Raw genomic sequence first — 22,196 nt, 5'->3', positions numbered from 1 at the left:
GGCAACGCAGACTTCGCGGTTACCGGTGTATACGCTCACGAAGCGCCTTCAGGGCGGTACGGCCAATCGACTGCGAGTCCTCGCTCAGATAGGGGTTCTCCAGCACCAGCATTGTCCGGCTGGCCAGGTCCAGCCGCTCTACGGCGGTCTGGTAGTACTGCTGCAGGAAATCCTGGAAGCTGCCGTCCTGGATGGCGCGCTCCATACCCAGTTGAAGTCGCTGCGCAGTTTCATGATCCTGCTGGCGGACGAAGAAGTAGGAGGGCATGGGGTAGGCAATCAGCAGGTTGGGTTCTATGACCAGCGCCGGATCGTTCTCCAGTTCCAGGTCGTAGAGCACTTCACTCACCCCGCGGGCAAAGCAGTCGAAGCGGTTGTTGCGCAGCATTCGGAACAGGGTCTCGAAGCGGGCGTGGGTAACCACACGAATACCGCTGGCGGAAAGCACCGGCGTATCCGGCCAGTGCAGCCCCTGGCCGATACTGAGCCCGCGGGTCCGCAGGTCATTGATGGTCTGGATGCCCTCGAACAAGGGCAGTTTGTCCTGCAGGGTAACGCACACCCGAAGCCCGAGGAGGCCGCCGTCAATGGGAATGGGGATAGCTACCAGTTTGCGTTCCCGCTCACTGTTGGTGGCGACATTGGCAATGTCGATAGCGGTGCTGTTGGCCAGGGTGAGTTCCCGCAGGGCCCGTTCCTGCACCATGACGGCGCTGCGCAACACGCGGAAGCCGCCGTATTCGGGGGTTTTTTCCAGCGCCAGCCGTACCAGGGCGAGAATGGCCGGGCTGTCGAAATTACGGTACCAGAGGACATAGTCGCGGCTGGTGGCATCGGGTGTGGGGGCGGTGGGAGCCGGTCCGGCAGCGTGTGACGGTATCGAAATGGCCAGTAACACAACAACGGCCAGGATCTGCCGGCCTGCGAAGCTGCCTGTAAAAACCATTGTCCCTGGTACTCCCTGCGCCGACTGCAATTATTGTTTTTCAATCGATTATAGACGGTTTTTACCAGCCCCGCGGGCAATCCCTGATGCGGTGCGTTTAGCGGGCCTCCAGTCCTGCAAGTGCGGCCAGGAAGCTGTCGCCGTATTTCTCGAGCTTTGCCCGACCGACGCCATTGATTTCCGCCAGCTCGTCGAGGGTTCGGGGGCGTCGTTCAAGAATCTCGAACAGCGTGGCGTCATGGAAAATAACGTAGGGCGGCACACCCTGCTGGTCTGCCAGTTCTTTCCGGCAAGCTCGGAGGGCATCCCAACCGGGCTGGTCGGTAATCTGGTCCCGGAAGGCCTGGCGCCGAGACGTGCTGTCTCCACGGCCGGAGGTTTTTCTGCTAACCGGGTCCTTGCGCAGCAGGGTAGTTTCCTCTCCCCGCAGCAGCGGGCGGCATTCCTCGGTGAGCTGCAGGGCGCCATAGCCTTCCGGGTCTGCCCGCAGGAAACCGTTCGCCACCAGCTGGCGGAAGACCGATTTCCAGTCGGCCGCACTGAGGTCGTTGCCGATGCCGAAGGTAGAGATCTGGTGGTGGCCGGCCTGAAGGATCCGCTCGTTCTCGACACCGCGCAGCACATCAATCAGGTAGGTCACACCAAAGCGCTGGCCGGTACGATAGACGCAGGACAGCGCTTTCTGGACCGCCACCGTGCCATCCCAGGTTTCCGGTGGTGTCAGACAGGTATCGCAATTGCCGCAGGGTTGTTCCAGCTGGTCACCGAAGTATCGCAGCAGGGCCTGGCGGCGACAGCTGGTGATTTCGCAAAGGCCAAGCATGGCATCCAGTTTCTGCCGTTCCACCCGCTTGAACTGGTCGTTGCCCATGGAGCCTTCGAGCATCTGGCGCAGTTTGATCACGTCTTGCAGGCCATACACCATCCAGGCCGTGGAAGGTTTGCCGTCTCGACCGGCGCGGCCGGTTTCCTGGTAGTAGGCTTCCAGACTCTTGGGCAGGTCCAGGTGGGCCACAAAACGCACATCGGGCTTGTCGATGCCCATGCCAAAGGCAATCGTTGCCACAATGATGACGCCATCCTCCCGCAGGAAGCGTTCCTGATTCGTGGCACGCTCGTGGGCGGGGAGGCCGGCATGGTAGGGCAGCGCGGTGAAGCCCTTTTCGGCCAGCATCTTTGCGGTGGCGTCTACCTTGTTTCGGGACAGGCAGTAGACGATGCCGGCATCTCCGGGATGTTCAGCTTTGATAAAGTCCAGTAACTGCTTGTTGGCGTTGGTTTTTGCTGTAATGCGGTACTGGATGTTGGGGCGGTCGAAGCCGCTGATGAAATGACGGGCGGCGGTAAGCGACAGGCGTTCGGCAATTTCTTGCCGGGTCCGTTCGTCAGCAGTTGCGGTGAGGGCAATGCGCGGAATGCCGGGAAACTCACGGGCCAGGACATCCAGTTGCAGATAGTCAGAACGGAAGTCGTGGCCCCACTGGGAAACACAGTGGGCCTCGTCGATGGCAAACAGCGAGACCGAGGCCTGGCGCAACAGGTCCAGTGTGCGGGGCTGGATCAGCCGTTCCGGAGCGCAGTAGAGCAGGTCGAGCTCGCCGGTCATCAGGGCATTTTCGGTGTCCCGGGCTTGCTGGAAATCCATGGTGGAGTTGAGGAAGGCCGCCCGCACCCCCAATTCTCTCAGTGCTGCCACCTGATCCTGCATCAGCGCAATCAACGGAGAGATCACCACGCCGGTACCCGGGCGGACCAGTGCCGGCACCTGGTAACAGAGTGATTTGCCGCCACCGGTCGGCATCAGCACAAGGGCGTCGCGACCGGCGACCAGCTCCTGGATAATATCGCCCTGCAGTGGCCGGAAGCGTTCGTAGCCGAACACCTGGTGCAACACGGTTTCCGGATCACGGCCGGTGGAGACGGGCCGGTCTGTGGTCAGTTGCTCGAAATCCATGGTTATGCAAGCTCCGGCGTTTGTGCTTTCGATAGCGCTTTGGTGAAGGTCGGTGTCAGTGACAGGCGCGGAATGATAACAGAATCCGGATTTGAGTTTTTGCCGCGCACCAAGTGAGGCACAAGTCCCGGTTAAGCGTTACAATAGCCGCATTTTTCTGATCGCCCCCGACGCTGCGTTATCTTGCCGTTCTTTCGGGCGGTATCCGGCGGGCGTTATCTGGCAAGTAAAACAACGGGACCTACATGCAGGAATTTGATGCGATCCGTCCTTATTCGGACGACGAAACCGACGCTGCCCTGAACCGGCTGATCCACGATGCCGAGTTCCTTGATCTGATTGCCAGGTTCAAGTCCCCGACGCTGGCCCGTTGGATGCCGGCGCTGGTCCGGATCCGGATCAAGCACTGGCTGGTGCGCCACTTTGGCGGCCTGACGCGGATCGATGATCTGCAGGCCAGACTGTACCAGTATGTCGAAGACCTGGTCACCAAAACCACCACCCGGGTCACCCAGACCGGCCTGGAGAACCTGGACAAGCATTCCGCACACCTGTTCATCTCCAACCACCGGGACATCGTGTTTGATCCGATGGTGGTCAACTACCTGCTGTTCCGCGAAGGTTTCAAGACCACCCGTATTGCCATTGGTGACAACCTGCTGGCCAACCGGGTGTTTGCCGAACTGATGCGGCTCAACAAGAGCTTTGTGGTACGTCGGAGCATGACCAGCCCGCGGGAAATGCGGGATGCCTACATGACGCTGTCGGCATTTATCTGCCACAGCATCGATACCAACCACAGTATCTGGATTGCCCAGCGGGAAGGTCGCGCAAAGGACGGCATCGATCAGACCGATCCGGCCATCATCAAGATGTTCTACATGAGCAAGAAGAAGAGCGGCCTGCAATTTGCCGAGGCCATGAACCGGCTGCACATCGTGCCGGTATCCATCGCCTATGAATATGATCCTTGCGACCAGGAGAAGGCGCGGGAACTGGAAACCCGGGCCCGTACCGGCCGCTATGACAAGCAGCCGGACGAAGATACCAACCAGATTCTCCGCGGCCTGACCGGTTTCAAGGGGCATGTCCACGTGCACTTCGGCAAACCGATCACCGACTCGCCCGCCACGCCGAAAGAGCTGGCCGAGCGGATCGACCAGGAGATGCACGCCAACTACCACCTGCATGCGTCGAATCTCGTGGCATTCCAGCAACGGGGTATTCACCCGTCCTCCCACAATACCCCTGAAACCCTCAGTGATTCACTGTATACCGCGGAAACGCTGACGCCTGCGGAACTGGATGCCGCGGAGCAGGAACTCGACCGCCGGCTAGCCGCCTGCGATCCGGCCATCCGGCCTTATCTGCTGGACATGTACGCCAATCCGGTGGTCAGTGCCCTGGAAGCCAGCGATTCGGTGTGACCGCGATACTCGCCAGTCCCGGGATCAGCGGGCAGTGCCGGAGGTATTGGCGGCGGGCATGCCGCTGACTCCGGCGACGGTGTGACTGTGGCCGGGACTCCAGCAGAAGTCGTCACCCTTGGTGGCGGGCGCGTCCGGGTCCACGGCCAGCCGCTGACTCAGCCGGGCCGGCTGGAGCAGGACAACCGTCCGTCCGGTGATGTTGATCAGGCCCTGCTTGTGAAGGCTGCCGAGAATACGGCTGACGGTTTCCACCGCGAGCCCCAGAAAACTGCCCATATCACTGCGGGACATCGGAAGCCGGAACTGTAGCGGGCTGAGCTTGCGCTGGCGGTGGTGCTCGGAGACATTCAGCAGCAGGGCAATCACCCGTTCCTCCGCAGTATTGCTGCTTAGCAGCATGCTGATGTTCTCGGCATTGGCGATTTCCCGGCTCATCAGGTCGAACAGGTGGTGCTGCAGCTCCGGAATGCTCCGTGCCAGCTGTTCCAGTTGGCGGAACGGCAGCTCGCATATCGAGGTATGTTCCAGGGCGATGGCCGAACAGGAATAGGAGCGTCGGTTCATGCTGCTGAGGCCGAACACATCACCGGGCAGATAAAATCCCAGAATACGCTCGTCCCCGCGCTCACTGACGGTGACTGTCTTGACCGCACCGGTCTTGACGAAGTAACAGGAGCTGAACGGTGTGTTTTGCGAAAACACCCGCTGGCCGCGGGTCAGCGGGCCAAGCGAGCGTACCAGCGCGCTGACGTCCCTGATTTGCCCCGGATTCATTTCCCCGGGCAGGCACACGCTGGACAATGCGCAGCAAGAGCAGAGGTTTTGCTGACAGGATAGTGCAGACATTGGTTCACCGGCATCCCTGGATGATTCGTTCCCTATTTATCTATACAAGGTAGATGGGGCCAACCGAGTGCGCAATGATCAAATCGTTCTTATTGCGGCTCGGGTTATTCGGCACTCCGTGATCGGCAGCTGTCGCGCAGCGGCCTTCGGGCTACCCTGACCGGCTACGAGGAATGCATGGGCACTGCGGCGGGCCTCACCGTGGGGCGCACCGGACTGTTATAACCTATGATTGTGACAGGATCATGGTGCGATGACAGGGAGGTTTGAGATGGATAGTTTCCGTAACCGGGATGAGGCGGGCCAGGCCCTGGCGGGGGCACTGGATAAGTCCGGGGTGTCGCCGGATACTCTGGTACTGGCGCTACCCAGGGGAGGCGTGCCTATAGCTGCGGTAATTGCAGAGCAGCTGGGCCTTGAGATGGATGTGCTGAACGTCCGCAAGCTCGGGGTTCCCTGGCAGCCGGAGCTGGCAATGGGGGCGCTGGCGGAGGATGGTACCCTTTACCTGAACAGCAGCCTCATCCAGACCTTGCGGATCACCAACTCGTCAATCGAGGAGGTCAGTGCCCGAGAACGCGGGACCCTGGTGCGGCGCGCAGCCCTGTTCCGTGATGGTACGCCGGCGCCCGTGGTCCGTGGCCGCCCGGTGATACTGGTGGACGACGGACTCGCGACCGGGGCCACCATGGAGGTGGCAGTCAACGCCGTGCGCCATCAGCAGCCGGCGGAGATTACCGTTGCCGTACCGGTGGCGGCCCTCGGTAGCAGGGAGCATTTCAGCCGGTTTGCAGACCGCTTCGTCTGCATTCTTGAACCGGCCCACTTTGAAGCCGTCGGGCGCTGGTATATGGATTTTGACCAGGTCAGCGACGAGGAGGTGCTGCGCCTGTTGCGGTTATCCCGCGACCGACACGGTGGTCCCCGGCCAGGTTAAACCCAGACCATGTAGCCCATTTCCAGCGGATGACTGAGGCCGTCGTGATAAGGGTAGGCGCGCAGGGTGAGGATCTGCAGCCCGGGGAAGGGCGGCGACATCACAAGGCTGAACAGGCTCAGGCCGTCCTTGTCCTCGTCGAAGGCGAGGATGAAGCTCTCGGGTATTTCCTGCTCCTCCGGCCCGGCATTACCCGGCGCCACCAGACATTCGACCCGGACATCCTCCGGTCGCAATCCGTTGAGCTGGGCCGCCACTTTTACCGTCATTTCGCAGTCGTGCAGACACTGCATCTGGACCTCGCCAACCACTGACAGCGACACGCCGTCCCAATGCTGGCTTATGCGCCGCTTCCAGCGGGCAAGTTCGGTGGCCAGCCGGCCGTTGTCGCTGGTAAAGCGGCTGGCCTGGCGGGTGGCCGGTTCGTAGTATTTCTCCACGTAATCCATCACCATGCGCTGGCTGTTAAAGCGGGGGATGATGGTCTTCATGGCCGCTTTGGAGCGCCGTACCCAGTGCTTGGAATAGCCCTGGGACAGCCGGTCGTAATACAGCGGCGCCACCTCGAATTCCAGCAGATCCAACAAGTCTCGGGCTTCTTCCTGGTTGCGGAACTCCTGGTCATGGCTCAGGTCCCGCGGGGTGATCGCCCAGCCGTTGGTGCCGTCGTAGCCCTCAGCCCACCAGCCATCCAGTACACTCAGATTGAGCGCGCCATTAAGCGCTGCCTTTTCACCAGAGGTGCCGCTGGCCTCTTTGGGGTATTCGGGGTTGTTAAGCCAGACATCCACGCCACTAAGCAACCGACGGGCCATCGCCTGGTCGTAGTTTTCCAGCAGAATCACCCGACCGATGAACTCTGGCCGCATGGACAGGTCGTGGATAACCTTGATCAGTTGCTGGCCGGGGCGGTCCTTCGGGTGGGCCTTGCCGGCGAAAATGAGCAGAACCGGTCGCTCCGGATCGTTCAATAGCCGCTGCAGGCGCTCAAGGTCCGAGAAGATCAGGGTGGCGCGCTTGTAAGTGGCAAAGCGCCGGGCGAAGCCGACTACCAGCAGGTCTTTTTCCTGGCTGATAAGGTCCCGGGTCATCCGCTCGGTGACCGAGTGACCGGTGCCATTGCGGCGATGCTGGCGGCTGAGGTGGCGGGCAACATAGTCCCCCATCTGTTGCTTGAGGGCCTTGTGGATACTCCAGAAATGATAGTCCGGCACGCGGTCGACAAACTGCCAGAACGCGGGATTACGCAGCTCACTGCGCCAGGTCGGCGCCTGGATATCAAACAGGCTGGACCACTCGGGTGCCAGGAAGGTGGGAACATGTACACCGTTGGTTATGTAACCGATGGGGTTTTCCTCGGCCGGAATCTGCGGCCAGATGCCCCCTTCCATCCGGGAAGCGACACCGCCGTGGATACGGCTGACTCCGTTATGGAAGCGGGATCCTCTCAGCCCAAGGGTGGTCATATTGAAGGCATCACCGGCCGATGTCGCGCCAAGGTCAAAGACTTGCGCGGCGTTCAGCCCGGCGGAGTCCAGGTACTCACCGAGCATGGTCAGCAGCAACTCCCGTGGAAAGATATCATGACCGGCGGCGACGGGGGTGTGAGTGGTGAACAGGGTGCTGGCGGCAGTGGCCTCGATGGCTGCCTCGAAGTCGAGCCCGGCCTGTACCAGAGAGCTGCAGCGCTCCAAAATCTGGAAGGCGGCGTGGCCTTCGTTGATATGCCACGCGGTGGGTTCGAGGCCAAGGGCCCGCAATACCCGGGTGCCACCGATGCCAAGCAGCATTTCCTGGCTGATGCGGGTGGTTTCGTCACCGCCATAGAGTTGCAGGGTCAGTTCGCGGTCGGCGGAGCTGTTCTCTGCTACATGGGTGTCCAGCAGGTACAGCCTTATGTGGCCGACGCGGGCCTCCCACGCCTGGGCATACACGGTCCGTCCCGGGAAGGGCACACTGACCTGTAACGGCTTGCCATCCGACATCACCCGGGAAATCGGCAGATCTTCGCTGAAATGGGAGCGATATCGTGCAATTTGCTGGCCTTGTGCGTCGATACTCTGGATAAAGTAGCCTTGCTGGTATAACAGGCCGACGGCCACGAAGGGCATGGCAAGGTCGCTGGCAGCCTTGCAGTGATCTCCCGCGAGGATGCCCAGGCCGCCGGAATAGATCGGAAAGCTTTCATGGAAACCGAATTCGGCACAGAAGTACGCCACAAGGGCATTCTGCGGATCCAGCCGGTCGGTGATCTCCGGCCCGGGTGCTGCATCAAGATAGGCATCGTATGCACTGAGAATCCGGCGATACTCCGCGAGGAACGCACGATCTTCACTGACCTCGTTGAGCCGGTGCTGGGCAACCCGTCGTAAAAACAGCTTGGGGTTGTGCTCCACCTGGCGCCATAGCACGGGGTCGATTCTGGCGTAGAGGCTGCGCGCTTCGTGGTCCCAGCTGTAGAACAGGTCGTTGGACAATTCCGCCAACCGGTTCAGCGATTCGGGGATATGGGGGCGCGCTTCAAGTTTGAATCGGGTGGGCTGTTTCATGGCAACTCCCTGGGCGCTTGGCCAACGTTTGTCCTGTCATCGTCCGGCACGGACACCAGCCAGTGCCGTCCGGTAAATACCCTCATAGGTCTGCGCCCGCTGCTGCCAGGAATAATCCGCTGCCATACCGTGGTCCTGCAACTTGCGCCATGCCCGCCGGTCCCGGAACAGGGTGGCGGCGCGCTGAATGGCCTGTGCCAGGCCCTCCGGAGACGGTGCGTCGAAACAGAAGCCATTGGCTTCCTCGGGGTCGACGTCGCGGGGGTCAAACACGGTATCCTGCAGTCCGCCGACACGATGGACCACGGGAACGGTGCCATAGCACAGGCTGTACATCTGGTTCAGGCCGCAGGGTTCGAACCGCGAGGGCATGACAAATATGTCCGCGCCAGCGGTTATGCGATGGGCCAGCCCTTCGTCATAGCCGAGCGTGACGGCAATGCGTCCCGGGAAGCGGGCAGCCAGTGCGAGCAGTTCCTGTTCGTAACTGTGCTGGCCGGAGCCGAGAATGACGGCCTGCATGCCCTGGGCAAGGGCTGTTGGCAACACCTGCAGCAACAGGTCGATGCCTTTCTGCTCCACCAGGCGGCCGATAAAGCCCAGCAGGGGCTGGCCGTCCGTGGCTTCGAGGCCGAGTTCCTTTTTCAGCCACTTACGGCAGGACCCCTTGTTGGCAAGATCGCCCTGACTGTATCGGGCCGGAATGTGCTCATCACTTGCCGGATTCCAGTGGCGAGTGTCTATCCCGTTGAGGACGCCCGTCAGCACGTTCTGGCGGAAGCGCAGCAATCCGTCCAGACTATAACCGAAGGCCGGTGACTGGATTTCACGGGCATACGAGGGGCTTACCGTAGTGAGCTGGTCGGCGAAGCCGAGTCCGCCCTTGATGAAGGAGAGCTGGTCGTAGAACTCCAGCCGGTCGAACCGCCACAGGTGATCCGGCAGGCCCAGGGCTCGGAAGGTTTCATGGGAGAACAGGCCCTGGTAGGACAGGTTATGGATGGTGAAAACCGTTGCCGGCCGATTGGGTATCGGATCTAGCAGGACCGGGATCAGGCCGGTCTGCCAGTCGTTACAGTGGATCAGTTCCGGCAGCCAGCCGACACCGGCTTCTCCCAGGGCGATCATGCAGGCAACCCGGGCAAACAGGTGGTAGCGATGGGCATTATCCCACCAGTCGGCGCCCTCGCTGTCCTGGTAAGGCGAACCGGGCCGGTCGAACATCTCCGGGCAGTCTACCAGCCACAGGGGCACCGCCGTGCCGGGAAGGCGGGTTTGCCACAGTTCGACCCGGTGAAATCCGGCGCTGAAGCGTGCAATCCGCTCGCCGTCACCGTCACGCACAGCGGCCATGGCCGCCGGATAGCCCGGCAGCAGGATTTTGACATCGATTCCGCTACGACATAGCGCATCAGGCAGGCTGGCAGAGACGTCGGCAAGGCCGCCGGTTTTTACCAGGGGGAAGACCTCACTGGTGGCAAACAGCACACGGGTCATGGTTGCGGTCTCAGAATGATGGCACCAAGGGGCGGGAGGGTCAGGGTGATCGTCGCCGGGCGCCCCATCCACTGCCGCGGCTCCGCCGTCACTGGTAGCGGATTGCCGATGTCGCCGCCACCATAGAACCGGGAGTCGGAGTTGAAGACTTCCTGGTAGGTGCGATCGGCGGGAACCCCAATGCAGTAGCCGAACCGCGGCACCGGCGTGAAGTTGATGACCACGACAACATGACCATCGCCGCTGTGGCGCATGAAGCTGATGACCGACTGGGTGGCGTCGTGACAGTCGATCCATTCGAATCCCTGGGGACTGAAACTCTCGCCATGGAGTTCCGGAAGTTCCCGGTAAAGCCGGTTGAGGTCCCGCACCAGCGTCTGCACACCTTTGTGCAAGGGGCGCTCCAGCAGGAACCAGTCCAGTTCACCGGCAAAATTCCATTCCCGATGCTGGCCGAATTCTCCGCCCATAAACAGCAGCTTGGCGCCGGGATAGCTGTACATATAGGCAAGCAACAGTCTCAGGTTTGCCTGCTGTTGCCACTCATCTCCGGGCATCTTCCCCAGCAGGCTGCCTTTGCCATGCACCACTTCGTCATGGGAGAGCGGCAACAGGAAGTTCTCGCTGAAGGCGTAGAGCAGGCCAAAGGTCAGTTTGTCATGGTGGTAATGGCGATGGACGGGGTCGTGGTGCAGGTAGTCCAGGGTGTCGTGCATCCAGCCCATGTTCCATTTGGTGCAGAAGCCCAGGCCGCCGACCCAGGAAGGCCGGGTAACCTGTGGCCAGGAGGTGGATTCCTCGGCCATAGTCAGGATGCCCGGGTAGCGGCTCTGGCAGATATCGTTCAGCTCCCGCAGAAAGTCGATGGCTTCGAGATTCTCATGGCCGCCGTGCACGTTGGGAATCCACTCACCATCCTTGCGTGAATAGTTCAGATACAGCATGGACGCGACGGCATCGACCCGCAGCCCGTCAATATGGAAGGTATCCAGCCAGAACAGCGCGCTGCCAATCAGGAAGTTGCGCACTTCGTGGCGACCGTAGTTATAGATCAGGGTGCCCCAGTCCTGGTGTTGTCCCTTGCGGGGATCCTCATGCTCGTAGAGCGCCGTGCCGTCAAACCGCGCCAGGGCGTGATCGTCGCCGGGAAAGTGGCCCGGGACCCAGTCGAGGATGACGCCGATTCCGTGGCGATGGCAGTGGTCGACAAAGTAGCGGAAGTCATCAGGGGTGCCGTAGCGACTGGTCGGGGCAAAGTATCCCGTGGTCTGGTAGCCCCAGGAATCGTCCAGCGGGTGCTCGGTTACCGGCATCAGTTCGATGTGGGTGAACCCCATGTCCACCACGTAGTCCACCAGCTGGTGGGCCAGTTCCCGGTAATTGAGCCAGCGGCCGGAGCCATGAACCTGCCAGGAGCCGGGATGCACCTCATAGATGGCAATCGGCGCGTGCTGCCAGTCCCAGTGGGCGCGGCGGTGCATCCAGTCACCGTCCTGCCAGTTGTACGGGGTCCGTTCCGTCACTACGGCAGCGGTGGCCGGCCTCACTTCGAACTGTTGACCGTAGGGATCGGTTTTCAGAAGCAGCGCGCCGGTATCCGACCGGATGGCGTATTTGTACAGGTGCCCCGGGCCGGTTCCGGGAACGAAGGCTTCCCAAACGCCCCCGGGACGATGGGCCGTCATCGGATGGGCGAGGGGATCCCAGCCATTGAAATCGCCGACCACGCTCACCGCCTCGGCCCCCGGCGCCCAGGTCGCAAAGCGAACCCCTTCCTCGCCATTAAGGGAGCAGGGATGGGCGCCCAGCACATTATAGATATGCCAGTGCCGGCCTTCGCCGAACAAGTGCAGATCGAACTCACTGATAAGATGAGTTGCCACGACGGTGGTGTCTGATGGTTCCATGGATGCGTGCCTTGCCAGTCTCTTCGCGGACTCCTGCGGGAGTCGGTTCATTGAACGGTAATCAGTCTGGGCAAATAATGATCTGAAACAAGTTTAGCCGGGTTTCCCGGTGCTAACTTTTCAGACGCCTTCGCCTATATTGACAGAGCGGGCCGGTGATTGCCGGCCAGACAGCTGATACAAGGTCCTTCATGGAGTGAGACCATGCATACCGCAAAACGCTATGTGAGCCGCCTGACCCGTCAAACCCTGGCACTTGTGCTGGCCGGGGGCAGGGGATCCCGGCTCCATGATCTCACCAAGTGGCGGGCCAAGCCCGCGGTGCCGTTCGGCGGCAAGTTCCGCATTATTGATTTCCCGCTGTCGAACTGCATCAACTCCGGCATCAACCAGGTGGGGGTGCTGACCCAGTATAAATCCCATTCCCTGATCCGCCACATCCAGCGCGGCTGGGGCTTTCTCCGGGGCGAACTGGGGGACTTTGTCGAGCTACTCCCCGCCCAGCAACGCATTGAAACGTCGTGGTACGAGGGTACGGCGGATGCGGTAATGCAGAATCTCGATATCATTCGCAGCCACCAGCCCATGTACGTGCTGATCCTCGCCGGTGATCACGTCTACAAAATGGACTACGGCACCATGCTTGCAGCCCATGTGGAACAGGAAGCGGATGTCACCGTTGGGTGTATCGAAGTGCCGCTGGAGGATGCATCGGCCTTTGGTGTGATGTCGGTGGACGACCAGTATCGCATTACCGAATTTGACGAGAAACCGGCCAGCCCCAGGCCCATGCCCGGTAATCCGGACCGGGCGCTGGCCTCCATGGGGATCTATGTATTCAGTACCCGGGTACTGTTCGATGAACTGACCCGCGACCATGGCCTGACCGACACCTCCAGCCATGACTTCGGCAAGGACATTATTCCGTCGATGATCCGCCGCCTGCGGGTAATGGCGTTTCCGTTCCGTGATCCGGTCAACAACCGGGTCGCCTACTGGCGGGATGTCGGCACCATCGACGCCTTGTGGCAGGCAAACCTGGAGCTGATCGGCGTCAGCCCGGAACTCAACCTGTACGATCCGGACTGGCCGATCTGGACCTATCAGGAACAACTGCCCCCGGCCAAGTTTGTCTTTGACGACGAGCAGCGCCGCGGCATGGCGGTGGATTCCATGGTGGCTGGCGGGTGCATTGTTTCCGGGGCCCGGGTACGGCATTCATTGCTGTTTTCCCAGGTCAGGGTGCATTCCTACAGCACGGTAGCGGATTCGGTGATCTTTCCCGATGTGGAAATCGGCCGCAACTGCGATATCCGCCGTGCGGTCATTGACCGGGGCTGCCGTATTCCCGCGGGCACCAGAATAGGCTGTGACCCCGAGGCAGACCGCAAGAACTATCATGTTTCGCCCAAGGGTGTCGTTCTGGTCACTCCGGAAATGCTCAATCAGGACTACCCTCATGGCCTCTGAACCTGCTGCCCAAGTCGTTCTTTGCTGGCACATGCACCAGCCCGGCTACCAGGACTTGCAAACCGGCGCCTTCCTGTTTCCGTGGGTATATTTACATACCATCAAGGATTACAGTGACATGGCAGCACATCTTGAAGCACATTCTGATGCGAAGGCGGTGGTCAACTTTGCGCCGGTGCTGCTTGATCAGATCGAAACCTACCTGACCCAGATCGAGCGCTGGCGGCATGGTGCGGGGGAGATTGGTGATCCATTGCTGGCGGCGCTGGTGGCGGAAACTCTTCCCGAGGCGGGCTCGCCGTCATTCCTTGAACTGGTGGAGAAGTGCCTGCGGGCCAACCGGGAGCGCATCATCGGCCGTTTCCCGGCGTTCTCGCGCCTCGCCGAGATTGCGGGGTTCTACCGCAGCAAACCGGAACTCCAGCGGTATATTTCGTCGTCGTTCCTGGCCGACTTGCTGGTCTGGTATCACCTGGGCTGGATGGGCGAAGACCTGCGACGCAAGAACGATTGCATCCGCAGCCTCCAGGAGAAGGGCGCCGGATTCACCATGGAGGATCGCCGGGCGTTGATGGAGGTGATCTTCGAGACCCTCGCCAGTATCGGCCCCCGTTACCGGCGGCTTGCCGAAAAAGGCCAGGTCGAACTGGCAGTCAGCCCTTATGCCCATCCGATGCTTCCCTTACTGCTTGACCTGGGCAGTGCCCGGGAAGCCCTGCCGGAGATCAGCCTGCCGGTCCATGAACATTATCCGGGGGGCGAGGTGAGAGCCCGTTGGCACCTGGCACGGGCAAAAGAGGTTTTTCAGCGGTTTTTCGGCCTTGAGCCATCCGGCTGCTGGGCCTCGGAAGGCGGACTGAGCCAGCCGACATTGGCCTTGCTGCATGAACAGGGCTTTGTCTGGACTGCCAGTGGCGACTCGGTCCTTCATAACAGCTACAACAAGGCAAAACCCGGTGCCAGGGAAGCGGGTAAAGCCAATATCCACACCCCCTGGCGGTTTGGCGACGCTCCGATCACGGTGTATTTTCGTGACGATGGCCTGTCCGACCTGATCGGTTTCAACTACGCGGACTGGCATGCCCGGGATGCGGTGGGCGACCTGGTCCACCACATGGAGACGATTGCCTCCCACAAGGGTGGTCGCCCCGAACCCTGTGTAATTTCGGTAATTCTGGACGGTGAAAACGCCTGGGAGTACTTTCCCGAAAATGGCTTCTATTTCCTCGATGAGCTCTATCAGGTTCTGGCGAACCATCCACGCCTGCAGATGACCACCTACCGGGAGCTTGCCGAACGGGCTGCGACCGCAGCGTCGGAACTGCCGGGGCTGGTCTCCGGCAGCTGGATCTACGGGACCTTTTCTACCTGGATTGGTGACAGCGACAAGAACCGCGCCTGGGATCTGCTTTGTGAAGCAAAGCTCCATTTTGACCGGGTGATGGACAACGGCAGTCTCACCGCCGAGCAGAAAGAAAAAGCGGCTATGCAGCTGGCGCTCTGTGAAGGCTCCGACTGGTTCTGGTGGTTCGGGGATTACAATCCGGCGCAGATCGTCAGCGATTTCGAGCATCTTTACCGCCGTCACCTGGTCAACCTCTATGAATTAATCGGCTATCCGGCGCCGCCGTCGGTATTTCAGCAACTCAGTCAGGGTGGTGGCGAACCGGCCCGAGGCGGCGCCATGCGGCCCGGCCATACCGAGGGCCCGGCATGAGCGAAGTGTCACGGCCCTGTCCCACGGCGTTGCAGGTCCGCAGGGCAGGGGTCCTGCTCCATCCCACCTGCCTGCCCGGCCAGTACGGAGTGTTGGGCAGTTCTGCGCGGCGCTTCATGGACTTTCTGGCGGAAGCCGGTGTGTCGGTCTGGCAGATGCTCCCGGTCGGGCCCACCCACCGTGACCTCTCGCCCTACCAGTCGTTGTCTGCCTACGCCGGTAGTCAGGACCTGATTGACCTGGAAGACTTGCTCCATTGGGGGCTGCTAACGGACGCGGAGCTGGCAGGTTTTTCAAATGACACGTCCCGTAAGGCCCTGTTTGAGCTGGCTGCCGGTCGATTTCACCGCGGTGATTACGCCCCCGGAGTCGACTACCCTGAGCTGTCCGGTTATGAAGCGTTTATCCGGCACAACAGTTTCTGGCTCCACGACTACGCCCTGTTCCAGGCATTGCGTGAGGATTACCCTGTGGACGGCTGGCAAAGCTGGCCACGACCGTTGCGTGACCGTGAGCCGGCAGCACTGCAGGCATTCGCACAGCAGCGGCAGGGAACCCTGGAGCGGATCCGCTTCGAGCAATTTGTGTTCTTTCACCAGTGGCATAACCTTCGACGCTACGGCAATGAAAAGGGACTTTACCTGTTTGGAGATATTCCCATTTTCGTTGCCCACGACAGCGCCGATGTCTGGTCCCGGCGCGACCAGTTCAAACTGGATCCGGACGGCGCAGCCATCGTAGTGGCGGGTGTGCCGCCGGACTACTTCTCGCCCCGTGGCCAGCACTGGGGCAACCCCATCTATGACTGGTCGGCGATGGCTGTGGACGGATTTCGTTGGTGGCTTGATCGGCTGGGAATGCAGCGGGAACTGTTCGACATTATCCGCCTGGATCATTTCCGGGGACTGCAGGCCTACTGGGAAATACCGGCAACGGATCCGGAACCCGTCAACGGCTGTTGGGTGAGCGGGCCAGGCCAATCCTTTCTCTCTGCCTGCTTTGAGGCCTTTCCGGATTTACCTCTGGTGGCAGAGAACCTGGGGATTATCGGCGCCGAAGTCGAAAATCTGCGGCATGATTTTCAGCTGCCGGGAATGACCGTTTTGCAGTTCGGCTTCGACGGCAGCCCCCACAACCCCCATTTACCGCACAACCATAAGGCATGGGACCTGGTTTACACGGGCACCCACGACAATGACACCACGCTTGGCTGGTATCGGAGCCTTGATGAACGGACGCGGGAGTACGTCAACCGCTACACCGGCCACACCGGGAGTGACATGCCCTGGGAGCTGATCCGTATGGCGATGGCCTCGGTGTCCGTGCTCGCCGTCGTCCCGCTGCAGGATCTCCTGGCCCTCGATAGCGATGCACGTTTTAACACACCGGGTACGGCACAGGGCAACTGGTTGTGGCAGCTCTCGTGGGACAGCTGCACGCCGGCTCTGGCGTCCCGACTCCGCCACCTGCTCGGCCTTTACGGCCGGCTTCCGTAGGGCTGGTTAAAGTTTGATCTATATCAACGGAGCGAGGCACGTCCTGGGCTATAACACTGGGGCACGAATGTTTATTCCCGGAGCAGGAGGGCTCATGGAACACAGACAAAGTATCCGGACACGGGGTCGCCTGGCGTTGCTTGTCTATAAGAGGGGGCTGCCGGTTGCTACCGGCCAGGTTCATGATGCCAGTCGGAAGGGGCTGTTTATCGCGACGGATTATGAGGATGTTGATCTTAACCAGAGTCTTGAGGTGGAGTTTCAGCTTTCCGGCCAGCATCCCTGCCAGTTTCGCCGCTTGAAGGGGCATGTGGTCCGCAAATCCGACCGGGGGCTTGGTCTTGAACTTGAAGGCCTCGAAATCAACGATCCGGCGGTGCTGAGTGCATTGATGACATCCCTGAACGGTGAACGAAGCCTGATTAATGCCAACGATTGACCATTCTGCAGGATGACCGACACGGTTAGTCACCCGCACCTGTTCGACCAAGAAAATTGGAGCAACCATGGACAGACTCAAAGGTAAGGTAGTCATTGTGACGGGCGGATCCATGGGCATTGGCAAGGCAACGGTCTGCCGGATGGTCGAGGAGGGCGCCTCGGTCGCCATTCTCGATGTGATGGACAAGGAAGGTGAGGCCCTCGCCAGTGAACTGGGTAGCCAGGCCGGATACTGGCACTGCGATACCGGCAATGAGGACCAGGTAGCCGGCGCCATCAATGGGGCTGTCCATCACTTTGGCCGGCTCGATGCGCTCGTTAACAATGCGGGCATCGCCGGGACCAACAAGCCAACCCACGAACTCACCGAGGAGGAGTGGGACCGGGTTCAGCAGATCAACGTCAAGGGCGTTTTCTTCTGCACCAAGCATGCCATTCCACATCTCAAAAATGCCGGCGGCGGCAGCATCATCAACCTGTCGTCAATTTACGGCCTGGTGGGCGCCCCGGACAGCCCGCCATACCACGCCGCCAAAGGTGCGGTACGGCTGATGAGTAAAACCGATGCCATGATTTATGCGCCGGACCGCATTCGCGTCAACTCGGTCCATCCGGGATTTATCTGGACACCGATGGTTGAAGGCCACCTGAAGAATGCCGGGGACCTGGAAGAAGGCAAGAAAGCCACGGCGGCCCTTCATCCGTTGGGGCACCTGGGCGAGCCGGACGATATTGCCTGGGGAATTGTCTATCTGGCGTCTGACGAGGCGAAGTTCATAACCGGATCGGAACTGGTCATCGATGGCGGGTATACCGCTCACTAACGCCGGAGTGCGGATGCCTCATCATGAATAATCAGGGGCCACCCGGGCCCTATATCCCGAGGCACATGCCTGAAGCCCTCAAGGGCCTGGTGGGTCTGGCACTGGATTTGCGGTGGAGCTGGCACCATGGCAGCGACCAGCTGTGGAGCACGCTTGACCGGGAGATGTGGGAGTCCACCGCCAACGCCTGGCTGGTGTTGAACAGCGTGTCAGGCCAGCGCTTGCAGGAACTGGCCGGGGATGCCGACTTTCTCGCCCTGCTGGCCGCACAGATAGCCGAGCAGGACGCGTACAACCTGCGTGACACCTGGTGTGACAGCAGGCATGGCGAGCAGGCGGTTGATCCTGTTGCGTTTTTTTGCATGGAATTTGGCATCACCGAGTCCCTGCCGCTGTATTCCGGCGGGTTGGGTGTGTTGGCAGGCGACTACCTCAAGGCGGCCAATGATCTGGGCGTCCCCGTTGTTGCCGTGGGCTTGCTGTATCAGCAGGGTTTCTTCCGCCAGGCCCTCAATCTGGACGGCGAACAACTCGAATTCCACCCCTACAATGATCCCACCATGCTGCCGCTGGCCCCGCTGCGGGATGACGCCGGTGAATGGGTCCGTGTGGCTATTGAGTTGCCCGGGCGCCAGGTACACCTGCGCACCTGGCGTGGCCGGGTGGGGCGTTGTGAACTGTTGCTACTGGACAGTAACGATCCACGTAACGAACCGGGAGACCGGGGTATCACCAGCGAGCTGTACAGCGGCCAGCTTGAGAAACGGTTGCAACAGGAGCTGGTACTGGGCAGCGGTGGCTGGCGTCTGCTTGAGCAACTGGGGTTGAATTGCCGCATCCTGCACCTGAACGAAGGCCATTGTGCCTTCGCTGCCCTGGAGCGGATTCGCAGTTTCCGGCAGCAGCATGGCCTCAGCTTTGAGCAGGCCCGTCACAGCGTAAGGCCGGGCAATCTTTTCACCACCCATACACCGGTGGCATCAGGGATTGACCAGTACCCGCCGGCACTGGTTCGGCTGTATCTGGGTTCCTGTTGTGCCGATCTGGATCTTTCCGTCGACCAGCTGCTCGCCCTCGGCCGTGATCCCTGCAACGGCCTGGGAACCACCGATCACGATTCCACCGAGCCGCTGAACATGGCGTGGCTTGCGATACGGCTCTGTGGTCGTGTCAACGCGGTCAGCCAGGTGCATGGAAAAGTTTCGCGCAAGTTATTCCGGCCCCTGTTTCCGCGCTGGCCGGAAGCGGACATCCCCATTGAGGTCGTCACCAACGGTGTCCATACCCCCAGCTGGGATTCACCGGAGTCCGACGCTGTCTGGACCCGAGCCTGCGGCAAGGGCCGCTGGTGTGGCGCCCAGGACCTCCCCGCGGAGCCGCTGTGCGCCGTCACCGACGAAGAGTTGTGGCGTATGCGCTTCCGCCAGCGCCAGCGGCTGATCGGATACGCCCGGGCCCGGCTGGTGGCCCAGCACTGTGAACAGGACAACCCGGCCCAGGTGGCCGAGGCCTGCGGGCTGATGCTGGACAGCGAAGCGCTGACCCTGGGGTTTGCTCGTCGTTTCACGGCTTACAAACGCCCCGACCTGCTGCTTTATGACGAGGAGCGGTTAGTCAGGCTGCTCAATGATCACAATCGGCCGCTGCAGATCGTACTCTCCGGTAAGGCTCATCCCAACGACAGTACCGGCAAAGCGATACTCCGGCGCTGGTACCGCTTCATCAACCGGCCGGACGTGGTCGGCAAGGTGGTGTTCATCGAGGATTATGATCTCCAGGTCGCATCCCAGATGGTGCAGGGGGTGGACGTATGGCTCAACTCCCCCCGCCATCCCTGGGAAGCCTGCGGGACAAGCGGAATGAAGGTGCTGGTGAATGGCGGATTGAATCTGTCACAGTTCGATGGCTGGTGGGCCGAGGCCTACCAGCCCGGGGTTGGCTGGGCAATACGGCCGTTCCCGGAGTTTTCCCGCCTCGACGATTCGCCGGCCCACGACGGTCCGGATGCCGAAGAGCTGTTCGACTTGCTGGAGAACCAGGTCATTCCTGCCTTCTACGACTGTGACGAGCAAGGGCTGCCGAACGCGTGGATCGGGATGATGCGGGCCAGTATGGGTCAGCTCACGCCCTACTATTCCGCCAACCGAATGGTGCGGGAGTACTGTGAGCACTTCTACCTGCCCATGAGGCAGCAGCTTGAGGCGCGGACGCCGGAGGTAGGACGGGAGCTTGATGCCTGGCACTCGGAACTGACACTGCACTGGCAGCAGTTGCGGTTTGGCCAGCTGGTGATCGCGCAGGAAGGTGACGAAACCGTGTTCCGGGTTCAGTTGCACCTGGACGGCCTCCGGCCGGAATGGGCAAGCGTGGAACTGGTGGCCGACCCGGATGGTGAATGGCCACCACAGAAGGTGGTTATGAGCCGGTCGGGGCCATTGGCTGGCACCAATACCTACACCTATGAATGCCGTGTCGTCACCGGGCGACCTGCCGCGCATTTCACTCCCCGGGTAGTGGCGGCCCATCCACTGGCCAGCCTGCCTCTTGAGTTTCCGGGTATTCTCTGGTTCCGCTAGCTTGCGATCAGCCGCGCCAGAAGGCCGGTGACAGCACGATAATGACGCTGAGGATTTCCAGACGCCCCATCAGCATGCCAAGTGACAGGATCCACTTGGCGCCGTCGGGCAGGCTCTGGAAGTTGCCGGCTGGCCCGATGATGTCCCCGAGCCCGGGGCCAACGTTGGTCAGCGAGGTGAGGGCACCGGTCAGGCTGGTTACAAAGTCCAGCTGCATGCTGGCAAGTGCGACGGTAATCACCAGCAAGCAGATCAGGAAGATAAAGGTATAGGCGATCATCGACGAGATAATCTCGTCGCTGACGGCGCGTCCGTTGTAGTTTCGGGTAAGTACGGCCCGCGGGTGGAGCAGTCGCATCAACTGCTCCCGCAGAATGATCAGGGACAGCTGGAAACGGAAAATCTTCATGCCACCGGAGGTTGAGCCGGAACAGCCGCCGACAAACATCAGGAAGAAGAAGGTGACAAAGGCCAGCGGGCCCCAGGCAGCGTAGTCTTCCGAAGCGTAACCGGTGGTGGTTACCACGGAAGTCACGTTGAACAGGGTGGCGATATAGCCGTGCAGCGGATCAAAGTCACCCGTCGCAACGTACCAGCGATACAGTGTGAGGAAGAACGGCACCAGGAGCAGAATCGTGATGAACAGCCGCACCTGCTGGTCACGCCAGATAACCCCATGCTGGCCGTGCATTTCACGCACGAACAGGAAAAACGGCATGCCGCCGATCATCATGAACAAGCTTGCTTCCAGCAGGATCAGATCGGAATTGAACTTGCCCATGGACAGGTCAGAGGTGGAATAGCCTCCGGTGGCGATGCTGGTCAGGCCGTGGTTGAAGGCATCGAACAGGGACATTCCGGAGAGCCAGTAGGTAAGCACTGCCACGACGGAGAACACTACATACACCACGAGCAGGCCACGGCTCAGGGTTTTCATTCGCGGCAGGGCCTTGTCGGTCCATTCCGAGGATTCGGTGGCAAACAGCCGCATGCCACCAACCCGAAGAAAGGGGAGTACGGCAACGAACATGCCGATGATGCCGATGCCACCGATCCATTGCAGGATAGAACGCCACAGGAGCAGGTCCTGATCCATGGTATCGAGGCCGGTCAGCACCGTCGCCCCGGTGGTGGTAATGCCTGAGGTGCCCTCGAACACCGCATCCGCCAGGGAAATCCCCTGATGACTGAGGTAGAAAGGCAGTGAGGCAATCAGGGAGATAATCAGCCAGCTGGATACTGTCAGTACAAACATGTACCGCGGTTTCAGGTCTCTTGGTTTACGGTATGTAAAAAGCATACCGAGGAGCCCGGCGCCCAGCACAATGCCGGCGGATTCCGCAAACGCGGTGGCGTTGGGGCTAACCGATCCGGCAAGCAGGATGACCGGCAGCGTCATAAAGATGCTGAGCAGCACGAACATGACGCTGACAATATAAATAACGGGGTAAAGGTTTCTCAAGAGACGCTCAAACCGGCTGAACAGTGAGACGAGCGTCAGAATACATGCGGTGCCTGCGATTCGCAATAAAGGCTTCGCAACAAAACAGGGGCTTGCAGCAACTTCCCGGACTTGCCGGCAGATTGACGGGAGCGGGGTGACAAG

General features: G+C 60.6%; 15 protein-coding genes. 8 read left to right on the top strand and 7 right to left on the bottom strand.

The features are described from left to right. Nucleotides 1–19: 19 nt before the first annotated feature. Nucleotides 20–946, bottom strand: coding sequence for a type 2 periplasmic-binding domain-containing protein (locus CLH61_RS02855; protein ID WP_099613173.1), 927 nt, complete (start codon nucleotides 944–946; stop codon nucleotides 20–22). Nucleotides 947–1,043: 97 nt separating this feature from the next. Beyond that, the gene (gene recQ / locus CLH61_RS02850; protein WP_099613172.1) at nucleotides 1,044–2,900 is read right to left on the bottom strand and encodes a DNA helicase RecQ; all 1,857 of its coding nucleotides are present in this window, start codon (nucleotides 2,898–2,900) and stop codon (nucleotides 1,044–1,046) included. A 245-nt stretch (nucleotides 2,901–3,145) separates the two neighbouring features. Here recQ and CLH61_RS02845 point away from each other — a divergent pair, with 245 nt between their 5' ends. After that, entirely contained in the window at nucleotides 3,146–4,327 is a 1,182-nt protein-coding gene (locus CLH61_RS02845; RefSeq protein ID WP_099613171.1) for a 1-acyl-sn-glycerol-3-phosphate acyltransferase, read from the top strand. A gap of 24 nt (nucleotides 4,328–4,351) precedes the next feature. Here the strand turns inward: CLH61_RS02845 and CLH61_RS02840 are convergent, their stop codons facing one another. After that, nucleotides 4,352–5,176 carry a cyclic nucleotide-binding domain-containing protein gene (locus tag CLH61_RS02840; RefSeq protein ID WP_228152506.1) on the bottom strand — a complete coding sequence of 275 codons (825 nt, stop codon included), beginning with the start codon at nucleotides 5,174–5,176 and terminating at the stop codon, nucleotides 4,352–4,354. Between the two features lie 271 nt (nucleotides 5,177–5,447). Here CLH61_RS02840 and CLH61_RS02835 point away from each other — a divergent pair, with 271 nt between their 5' ends. After that, nucleotides 5,448–6,113 (top strand): phosphoribosyltransferase, encoded by a 666-nt coding sequence (locus CLH61_RS02835; RefSeq protein ID WP_099613169.1) that lies wholly within the window; start codon nucleotides 5,448–5,450, stop codon nucleotides 6,111–6,113. Here the strand turns inward: CLH61_RS02835 and glgP (CLH61_RS02830) are convergent. Genes glgP (CLH61_RS02830) through glgB form a run of 3 tightly spaced genes read right to left on the bottom strand, consistent with a single transcriptional unit; the run spans nucleotide 6,110 to nucleotide 12,066 of the window. Continuing rightward, nucleotides 6,110–8,662, bottom strand: a complete 2,553-nt coding sequence (gene glgP / locus CLH61_RS02830; protein ID WP_099613168.1) for an alpha-glucan family phosphorylase — start codon at nucleotides 8,660–8,662, stop codon at nucleotides 6,110–6,112. The two genes, CLH61_RS02835 and glgP (CLH61_RS02830), sit on opposite strands and share 4 nt — an antisense overlap. Nucleotides 8,663–8,698: 36 nt before the next feature. After that, the gene (gene glgA / locus CLH61_RS02825; protein ID WP_099613167.1) at nucleotides 8,699–10,159 is read right to left on the bottom strand and encodes a glycogen synthase GlgA; all 1,461 of its coding nucleotides are present in this window, start codon (nucleotides 10,157–10,159) and stop codon (nucleotides 8,699–8,701) included. Beyond that, complete coding sequence (glgB, locus tag CLH61_RS02820) at nucleotides 10,156–12,066, bottom strand: 1,4-alpha-glucan branching protein GlgB (protein ID WP_228152505.1); 1,911 nt, start codon at nucleotides 12,064–12,066, stop codon at nucleotides 10,156–10,158. The genes glgA and glgB overlap by 4 nt, the downstream gene beginning before the upstream one ends. Before the next feature lie 204 nt (nucleotides 12,067–12,270). On the opposite strand from glgB, the gene glgC reads away from it, so the two are divergent. From glgC to glgP (CLH61_RS02790), 6 genes are all read left to right on the top strand, one after another. Then, entirely contained in the window at nucleotides 12,271–13,536 is a 1,266-nt protein-coding gene (glgC, locus tag CLH61_RS02815) for a glucose-1-phosphate adenylyltransferase (protein ID WP_099613165.1), read from the top strand. Beyond that, complete coding sequence (locus CLH61_RS02810; RefSeq protein ID WP_322868206.1) at nucleotides 13,466–15,253, top strand: glycoside hydrolase family 57 protein; 1,788 nt, start codon at nucleotides 13,466–13,468, stop codon at nucleotides 15,251–15,253. Before glgC ends, CLH61_RS02810 begins: the two co-directional genes overlap by 71 nt. Continuing rightward, nucleotides 15,250–16,749: a 4-alpha-glucanotransferase gene (gene malQ / locus CLH61_RS02805; protein ID WP_099613163.1), complete on the top strand. Its 1,500-nt coding sequence runs from the start codon at nucleotides 15,250–15,252 to the stop codon at nucleotides 16,747–16,749. Before CLH61_RS02810 ends, malQ begins: the two co-directional genes overlap by 4 nt. Before the next feature lie 94 nt (nucleotides 16,750–16,843). Then, nucleotides 16,844–17,188 carry a PilZ domain-containing protein gene (locus CLH61_RS02800; protein WP_099613162.1) on the top strand — a complete coding sequence of 115 codons (345 nt, stop codon included), beginning with the start codon at nucleotides 16,844–16,846 and terminating at the stop codon, nucleotides 17,186–17,188. 67 nt (nucleotides 17,189–17,255) lie between these two features. Next, nucleotides 17,256–18,014 carry an SDR family NAD(P)-dependent oxidoreductase gene (locus CLH61_RS02795; RefSeq protein WP_099613161.1) on the top strand — a complete coding sequence of 253 codons (759 nt, stop codon included), beginning with the start codon at nucleotides 17,256–17,258 and terminating at the stop codon, nucleotides 18,012–18,014. 23 nt (nucleotides 18,015–18,037) lie between these two features. Continuing rightward, on the top strand, nucleotides 18,038–20,590 hold the full coding sequence (glgP, locus tag CLH61_RS02790; RefSeq protein ID WP_099613160.1) for an alpha-glucan family phosphorylase: 2,553 nt from the start codon (nucleotides 18,038–18,040) through the stop codon (nucleotides 20,588–20,590). A gap of 7 nt (nucleotides 20,591–20,597) precedes the next feature. Here glgP (CLH61_RS02790) and CLH61_RS02785 read toward each other — a convergent pair whose 3' ends face one another. Then, nucleotides 20,598–22,013 carry a TrkH family potassium uptake protein gene (locus CLH61_RS02785; protein WP_099613159.1) on the bottom strand — a complete coding sequence of 472 codons (1,416 nt, stop codon included), beginning with the start codon at nucleotides 22,011–22,013 and terminating at the stop codon, nucleotides 20,598–20,600. Nucleotides 22,014–22,196: the final 183 nt, after the last annotated feature.

This window comes from Marinobacter profundi, assembly GCF_002744715.1.
In the GTDB taxonomy this organism is placed as follows: Bacteria; Pseudomonadota; Gammaproteobacteria; order Pseudomonadales; family Oleiphilaceae; genus Marinobacter; species Marinobacter profundi.
The sequence above is the reverse complement of the archived record's forward strand: the minus strand, read 5'-3'. Positions and strand labels throughout refer to the sequence as shown.

Bases quoted from the DNA above. Each gene is read 5' to 3' on its own strand.
- CLH61_RS02855 (WP_099613173.1), bottom strand. From the start codon at position 946: ATGGTTTTTACAGGCAGCTTCGCAGGCCGGCAGATCCTGGCCGTTGTT.
- recQ (WP_099613172.1), bottom strand. From the start codon at position 2,900: ATGGATTTCGAGCAACTGACCACAGACCGGCCCGTCTCCACCGGCCGT.
- CLH61_RS02845 (WP_099613171.1), top strand. From the start codon at position 3,146: ATGCAGGAATTTGATGCGATCCGTCCTTATTCGGACGACGAAACCGAC.
- CLH61_RS02840 (WP_228152506.1), bottom strand. From the start codon at position 5,176: ATGTCTGCACTATCCTGTCAGCAAAACCTCTGCTCTTGCTGCGCATTG.
- CLH61_RS02835 (WP_099613169.1), top strand. From the start codon at position 5,448: ATGGATAGTTTCCGTAACCGGGATGAGGCGGGCCAGGCCCTGGCGGGG.
- glgP (WP_099613168.1), bottom strand. From the start codon at position 8,662: ATGAAACAGCCCACCCGATTCAAACTTGAAGCGCGCCCCCATATCCCC.
- glgA (WP_099613167.1), bottom strand. From the start codon at position 10,159: ATGACCCGTGTGCTGTTTGCCACCAGTGAGGTCTTCCCCCTGGTAAAA.
- glgB (WP_228152505.1), bottom strand. From the start codon at position 12,066: ATGGAACCATCAGACACCACCGTCGTGGCAACTCATCTTATCAGTGAG.
- glgC (WP_099613165.1), top strand. From the start codon at position 12,271: ATGCATACCGCAAAACGCTATGTGAGCCGCCTGACCCGTCAAACCCTG.
- CLH61_RS02810 (WP_322868206.1), top strand. From the start codon at position 13,466: ATGTTTCGCCCAAGGGTGTCGTTCTGGTCACTCCGGAAATGCTCAATC.
- malQ (WP_099613163.1), top strand. From the start codon at position 15,250: ATGAGCGAAGTGTCACGGCCCTGTCCCACGGCGTTGCAGGTCCGCAGG.
- CLH61_RS02800 (WP_099613162.1), top strand. From the start codon at position 16,844: ATGGAACACAGACAAAGTATCCGGACACGGGGTCGCCTGGCGTTGCTT.
- CLH61_RS02795 (WP_099613161.1), top strand. From the start codon at position 17,256: ATGGACAGACTCAAAGGTAAGGTAGTCATTGTGACGGGCGGATCCATG.
- glgP (WP_099613160.1), top strand. From the start codon at position 18,038: ATGAATAATCAGGGGCCACCCGGGCCCTATATCCCGAGGCACATGCCT.
- CLH61_RS02785 (WP_099613159.1), bottom strand. From the start codon at position 22,013: ATGTTCGTGCTGCTCAGCATCTTTATGACGCTGCCGGTCATCCTGCTT.